The organism is Streptomyces sp. NPDC001617, assembly GCF_053596855.1.
The window spans coordinates 1-5,426 of the sequence record NZ_JBSFHA010000175.1; the positions used below are offsets into that span (position 1 = coordinate 1).

General features: G+C 67.2%; 5 protein-coding genes. 4 read left to right on the plus strand and 1 reads right to left on the minus strand.

Annotated elements, in window-relative coordinates:
* Positions 1 to 1,032, minus strand: a 1,032-nt coding sequence (locus ACWC09_RS52110; RefSeq protein WP_450859299.1) for a hypothetical protein, incomplete at its 3' end; no start/stop codon positions are given.
* Positions 1,033 to 1,851: 819 nt separating this feature from the next.
* Between ACWC09_RS52110 and ACWC09_RS52115 the strand changes: the two genes are divergently transcribed.
* The 4 genes from ACWC09_RS52115 (at position 1,852) to ACWC09_RS52130 (ending at position 5,189) form a co-directional block, all read left to right on the plus strand.
* Positions 1,852 to 2,289 carry a hypothetical protein gene (locus tag ACWC09_RS52115; RefSeq protein ID WP_450859301.1) on the plus strand — a complete coding sequence of 146 codons (438 nt, stop codon included), beginning with the start codon at positions 1,852 to 1,854 and terminating at the stop codon, positions 2,287 to 2,289.
* Between the two features lie 535 nt (positions 2,290 to 2,824).
* A complete protein-coding gene (locus ACWC09_RS52120; protein WP_450859302.1) occupies positions 2,825 to 3,331 on the plus strand; it encodes a hypothetical protein in 507 nt (168 codons plus the stop codon).
* 143 nt (positions 3,332 to 3,474) lie between these two features.
* Positions 3,475 to 3,672: a zinc ribbon domain-containing protein gene (locus ACWC09_RS52125; RefSeq protein WP_450859306.1), complete on the plus strand. Its 198-nt coding sequence runs from the start codon at positions 3,475 to 3,477 to the stop codon at positions 3,670 to 3,672.
* Entirely contained in the window at positions 3,672 to 5,189 is a 1,518-nt protein-coding gene (locus tag ACWC09_RS52130) for a cellulase family glycosylhydrolase (protein ID WP_450859304.1), read from the plus strand. Before ACWC09_RS52125 ends, ACWC09_RS52130 begins: the two co-directional genes overlap by 1 nt.
* The last annotated feature ends 237 nt before the right edge of the window (positions 5,190 to 5,426 follow it).

Sequence of the window (5,426 nt, forward strand, 5' to 3'; positions counted from 1 at the left end):
GCATCGGTCAACGTCACCCGTGCTCGTCTCGGACGACTCGTCCGCCAAGGCTTCCTCACCCAACCCGGACGAGGTCGCTACCAGAAACGGACTTAACGTCCACTGAAATCCGGCCTTGACGGCGGCCAGCACGACGGCGTCCGTCGCCTGGCTCGGGCGGGTGAAGGGAGGCACGTTGACTCCGGGAGGGAGCTGGTCGCCAGAGGAGAACTGAACGTACTGAACGTTCTGGAACGACGTCCCGTCCCAGTTCATGGTGGCGTGAGCGGTACCCCCGCTGTAGTCGAGATAAGGCCGGATGCCCTGGCCGGAGACCGTGTAGGACACGTCCATCTGGTACAGGCCGTACACGTCGACCTGGCCCGTACCACCTGTACCGCCGGAGTCAGCCGGCTGGCTTGGGACAGCCACCGCGTGGGCAAGGGGCTCGTTGAGCGTGGCCCAGTGAACTGCCTCCACCGCGTTGGCCCCTGACTGCGCCTGGTTGGGACAGCCGTCGGGATCCAGAGAGGCGGCCTGAGCACAGTTCGTGACCTTGGCGGTGGCGGCCCGGATCGCCAGGCTGGACCAATCGCTCGGCAGGCCGGGCGGCGTGCTGGCGGCCGGTGCGGTCGTGTTGGATACGGAGTTGGCCGGGGCGGCGTTGTTGGACGACCCGCCGCAGGCCGCGGAGGAGAGCGCCATAACGGCCAAAGCCAGGATGGCGCCAGTTCTCCTTGCACGGTGGGCGCTCCGGGAGCTCGACGCCTCGTGTTGTCTCATGGCGTTACGCCTATCCGTTGCTTGAACAAAGCTAGGGGCGCGGCCGCGGCGACGCCCTGCCGATGCGCGCAAATCGAGATGGAGAATTCTCGACCCGTCGATCACCGTCTCCCGCCGGCCGAACGACCGCAACTTGTCGATATGCGCCATATGGGACGATCGGGTGAACAGGGAACCGAGTGCATGTTCGGCGGTTCCCGGCGAACCAGTGATCATCGCGGACGCCGAGGAGATGGCGCGGGATCGACTGACTCGTGTCGTGGATTCCATGACCCTCCGGGCGCATCACGGCCGGAGGGGGTCGGCGCGCCGCTGCAGGTCAGGACGGGTTCAAAGATGTCTTCAACGCATTGATCGCCAGGGGCACACGAGGGCGGAGGTCCAGATCGTTGTGCCGCCCGAGGACAGGCAGCGACTGGTGGTGGACAAGCTCGGGGCCGCTCAACCGGGGTCTCTGGTATGAGTGCGCGCGGTGATGCGGCGCTGCTGTCGGAGGCGCAGCATGGGCCTGGGGAACCTCGATCATCTGGAGTCCAGATGACTGACCGGGCGACCGCACGCTGCACCAACGGCCATGCCCTTCCGCCGGGCAAGGCGGCAGCCAGGTTCTGTACGGTCTGCGGCGCTCCCATGATGGTCACCTGTCCCAACGGTCACGAAGTCAAAGCCGCCGCTCACTGCACCGTGTGCGGGCTGTCCCTGCCGGCTGCCGGGGTGCGCGCTCCTGACGACGCGGGCCGGGCGTCCGACATCGAGCAGACCGCCGTTTCGGCGCCCTCGGACGCGGGCGCACCAGGAGCCGGACCACCACCCGCAGTGAAGGGACCGGGGCAAAGCCGGTCTGGTCGGTCCCGGCTCCTGATTGTCGGCGGCTTGCTCCTCATATTGCTCACGGGCGGCGGCGCGTACTTCGGGGTCTCGCAACTGACCGGTTCGCATGCGGGTAAGCCGTCCGTCGCGGTGCCGTCGTCGTCTTCATCGTTCTCCCCGGGCCCCGGCCAGTCGCCGCCGGTTGCGGCCGTGTCGCCGACATTGCCCGCGACATCAGCCACCGGGCAGCCCTCTGCCGCCCAGGCACAGGCGGCAGCCGTGGACCAGCTGCTCGGCCAGGCCGCCAGCTCCCGCCAGCAGGTGGTCAACGCCGCCACAGCGGTCGATCAGTGCACCGACTCGCGGTCGGTTTCCTCCGCCCAGAGCGCCCTCGCCCGGGCCGCGCGGGATCGCAGGTCCCTGGTCACGCAGCTCGGCAGCCTGGACGTGTCGCAGGTCCAGGGCGGCGGCGTCGCGACGCAGACGCTCAGCCGGGCGTGGTCGGAGTCGGCTGCGGCGGACACCGCGTACGCGAGATGGGCCGGGGCGATGGCCAACGGCGGATGCACCCCGGGCAGCGCCCCGCACACGGCGGACTGGGACAACGGCACCACCCAGAGCAGGAAGGCCGCCGCTGACAAGAACGCGTTCGTGGTGGCGTGGACTCCGATCGCCCTGCAGTACAACCTGCCCACCAGGACTGCGGATGCCATCTGACCCACCCTCTCCACCGGTACGACCCGCCCGAGGGACGACGACGCGGCGCGGGCGGCGACGGCTGACGGTGGCCCTGGCCACGCGTACCGCTGGGCTTCGCCGGATGGCTGGCGTGGCACGCCATCGTCGGCATGGGAGCGCCAGCGCCCGACTCCATGCCGCCATGAGCTGAACGGCGCCGCAGGGTTGCCGAGTTGCCCGACCGATACAACCGAGTGATCATATTTTGAGAAGGTCATGGTCGCGTCGGCACAGCTAAGTCCATGCCACGTCGAAGATCAGCCGGAGACTGGTACACCCGGAACTGCCGTCGTTTAGCGGTGCAAGGAGCGCGACGGATGACGCCCCAGACGCGGTACTGCCCGAACTGCGGTGCGCAGGCCGCACCACAGGACGCCTTCTGCGGGGATGCGGCCGAAGGATCAGACCGGAAGCCACGACAACCCCGCACACGCCACCACACGAGCCGACCCAGCCGACCCCCGAGCCAGAAATCACCCCCAAGCCTCCGCGCCCACCCGCCGATCCCGCTGACGTGAGCCGCACGCGAACAGTCGACATCGCGAAACTCGACCGCACAGCCCGCGTGGTGGCGGTGTGCGGCCTGCTCGCCTTCATCGACAGCTTCCTGCCCTGGTACACCGTCTCCGCCAGCGGTCTCGGACGCCTGGGCTCCGCCAACGCCTGGAACCTGAACTATGCATGGATCCCCATGCTGCTGCTCCTCGGTCTCGGCGTCGCGACCGCACTGCCGGCCTTCGGCATCCGACCGCCGGCCCTGCTGAGCCCGCCCACGGTGACCGGCGTCGGCCTGCTGTGCACGATCATCGTGATCGTCCGCTGGATCACCTACCCAAGCGGCAGTGACCTCGGAGTAAGCGCAGGTGCCGGATTCGGGACCTATCTCGGCCTGGCCCTCACCCTCGTCGTCACCGCGTTCGGCGTTTACGCCGACGCCACACAGGACCGGGTGCTCGCACGACTGTTCGCTGCGCTCAAGCAGCAGCCGCCCTCAGGACCTACACCACCGCCGGGATCCTGACACGCCACGACCTCGGAATGGGACGGAAACGCTCGAAGACCGCGTCGATCCGACACAGCACAAGCATGACGCGAGCGACGAACACCCCGGGAACTACCGCCCGTTCGGCGGCGCAAGGAGCGCGACGGATGACGCCCGAGACGATGCACTGCCCGAACTGCGGTGCGCGGATCGCACCACAGGACGCCTTCTGCGGGGAATGTGGCCGAAGGATCACGCCGGAAACCACGACAGCCCCGCACGCGCGGCAACGAGCCGGAACACTAGCCCGTCCCCGTGGAGGTAACCAATGCGTAGGTGTGGTGAGGTACTGGCAGCGGCTGCTGTTGCCGGCGTGCTAATGCTTGCGCTCGCCGGCTGCCCCGGTTCGACTACTTCGACAGGAGGGGCGGCTACGACTTCTACAGCCGCGCCCTCGAACCCTGCCAGTTCCACGACAGCCGAATTCAAGGGAGTGAACTGGGCCGATACCCGAGACAACTACAACTCGGGATGGGTCATCCCGGACGGGCTGGACGCCTCGGACTCGTACGCGCAGGTCTATTGGATCGCCAACGCCTTCATGAAGGCGTTCCAGGCGAACCCCGGCGCGAACACCGTGCGCCTGCCGATCAATCCGCCGAGCGTGGGCCAGTCGTGGTGGAACGCCTACCACGCGGCGATCGACGCGGCGTTGGCCGACGACATGAAGGTCATCATCAGCGCATGGACCGAGAGCAAGAACGTCGGCACGATCACGGACATGTCGGCCTGGCAGTCGATGTGGAACACCGTGGTCAACGCCTACGGGGGCAACCCCAACGTCTACTTCGAGCCGCTGAACGAACCCTACGACTACAAGCTGGGCGACTGGGTCTCGATCTGCTCGACCTGGCTTTCCGACCACGCGAACATCCCACGCGGCCGGGTGATCATCAGCGGCACCAAATACAACGACAATGTCACCGGTGTCGGCGCGGCCTCGGCGCTCGATGGCACGCTTCTGTCGCTGCACTACTACGGGTACTGGAACAGCTACACGCAGGAATCGCAGTGGCAGTCCGACCTCAGCGGCCGGATTGGCGGCTACGGCGGCCGGACGATCATCGACGAGTTCGGGGCGCCGATGACCACCGGCATCGACTACCTGGCCGACCACAACGGCGGCCAGTACCAGTCCTACCTCGCCGCCGTCACCGACACCGCTCGCTCCGAGCGTATCGGCAGCGTCTACTGGCCGGGCCTGAAGACCGGTGACGACACCTACACGCTCGAAACCCACAACGGCAGCGGCCTGTCCAGCACCAACTCCTCCGGAGTCACCCAGGTCCGCTGGGGGTGGGGTTTCAACCCGCAACCCACACCGACTCCGACCCCCACGGCCACGGCCTCCAGTTCGGCCGCAACCGGCAACGCCCCTACAGCCACGACCCCCAGTTCGGCCAGCAGCACCACCACTTCAGCCACACCTTCCCGCTCGGCCACCCCCGGCTACGACACGCCGCAGGATGCCGTGGACGGCTTCTACCAGGGCGAGTTGGCGGGCGACTGGCCGGCAACATGCTCATATATAACGCCAGCCTCACAGTCCATCTGTCTGGCGAGCACCACCGGACAGCCTGCCGCCACCGGCACCGTGACGGTCGTCGGCGCGGTGATCCAGGGCACCGAGGCGCTGGTCGAGGTCACGGGCAACATCTGCGCCCCATCGAGTCCCTGCGTCGCCAACGCCGACCCGAGCTCGGGCATGCCAAGCTCGCCGTCGGATTTCGCCACGGTCTACCAGGCGGCCGTCGCTGGCTCGGTCACGGGTTCCACCACCATGTCGCCCATGCCTTGCAGCGAGGTCGGCGGGAAATGGTACGTCACCCTGGCCTGACTTGAGGTTGGTCGGGTAGCCCGAGGAGATCTCACCCTCGGGCTTCCACAGGTCCGTACGTGACAGCTTCCCGTCATTGCCGGCTTGACAGATACAGAGGCATCCCGGGTTCGTCAGGGACTCGATCAAACCTGGAACGTTCAGAAGCCGTATCTCAACCGAACATCATCGCTTGATTTCCGCTGGTCTGGCATGGTCTAGCTCGGAATGAGGGAGGCATGCGGCGTCTTGTTTCGG